The sequence below is a fragment of the Acidovorax sp. LjRoot204 genome, from assembly GCF_056175785.1.
Genome location: NZ_JBGFFF010000350.1, coordinates 1 through 1,252 on the forward strand (window position 1 = coordinate 1; position 1,252 = coordinate 1,252).

Sequence of the window (1,252 nt, forward strand, 5' to 3'; positions counted from 1 at the left end):
AGCCGACACTCACCGCCTCCTCTCAATGGACCTGTTCTGCGGCCAATGAAGCACCGATTGTCTGATGCCCGCAAGGCTTATCTCAGTAGGCCCTTTTCCCACACCGGAAGGTTCTGGGGCGCCGCAGCGGTGGCATGCGTTGTCGCTCCACTGGGATATTGGAAGCTGGCGCCCCTGGAGGCAGGACACCTAGCCGTACTTGCGTTCTATCTCGCTTTCGCCGTCGCAGTCGCCCTGCTGGTCGTCGTCGTCCGAAGGTGGCTCCGGCCGCTGAGGGCTGTTCTCGATAACACCTTTCTGGACGTCACAGCTGGGGGAGTATCGAAGGAAACGCCGAACTCCCGCACCTGGCTTCTGGCGAGTCCTGACATCGGCCGAGCAAGCCTCTACTGGCAAGGCAACAACCTGGTGCGGGTGGTTCTTCATGCAGACAACGGCGACGTTGAGGTACACGGTCTCGAAGACATGGCGGGTTTCGTTGCCGACCTCCGCCGAACGTTTGTCCGATTGCACTGCAGCGACGTGCGGGCAGGTTAGAGCAGCGACGGGCAGAATGCGGCCAAAATCAGCCATTGAGACGCCCGATGAAAGGGCGTTTAAAGGCACGAATTGACTAACGCACACTATTGCCCTAACTGCGACGCAGAGGTTTCATCGGGGGCCAAGTCGTGCCCAACGTGTTTCGCCGACTTCGGCTCTAACAGTACTTGGAAACCGGTCACGTCCAGATTGAGACGCGCTTCACCAAGGGCACCCATCTTCTCCGGCGAACCGAAGATAGTTCATGCTGCGCAGTCGATTGCGATTTTTGCCATCCTTGGACCGGTGGGGGGTCTTTTTTTGGTGGCTGTCCTATACAAATCTTCTGGTGACCTTGCTTTCGCCTTTCACCCTTTCGCAATCATTGGAGCGTTTGCTGTTGGCGGCGGTCCGGCATTAATCGCTGGCTTCCTATACTGCGTTGCGGCGCTTGGCTTGGTCGCCTTGTTTCCTCAGTTGAAAATTCGCATCCTCGCCGGTGCTGTCATCGGCGTCCTCGCTGGGTATGCGGGTGTTTGGGCATACTTCCACCTGGTGCTTCAAGCCGGTCCAAGCCGTGCGGCACGCGTAGACGAAGTGGCAAATCTCTCGTCGTGCGTAGGCCTACTGTGCGGGGCTGTTTCGGCTTGGCTCGTTCCGGTCGGCAGGTCGGGCGCCGGCAGTTCTCCTTCAGATGCATAGCAGGATAGAAGTTGACGGCTACCGCGCTGAG

Annotated in this window: 1 protein-coding gene; it reads right to left on the reverse strand. The window is 58.7% G+C overall.

The window, feature by feature from the left end; translation table 11 throughout:
• Positions 1 to 189 precede the first annotated feature (189 nt).
• Positions 190 to 573 (reverse strand): hypothetical protein, encoded by a 384-nt coding sequence (locus AC04MI_RS25290; protein WP_155736585.1) that lies wholly within the window; start codon positions 571 to 573, stop codon positions 190 to 192.
• Between the last annotated feature and the right edge of the window lie 679 nt (positions 574 to 1,252).

Excerpts from the sequence above, each read along its gene's own strand:
- AC04MI_RS25290 (WP_155736585.1), bottom strand. The coding sequence starts at position 573 with ATGGCTGATTTTGGCCGCATTCTGCCCGTCGCTGCTCTAACCTGCCCG.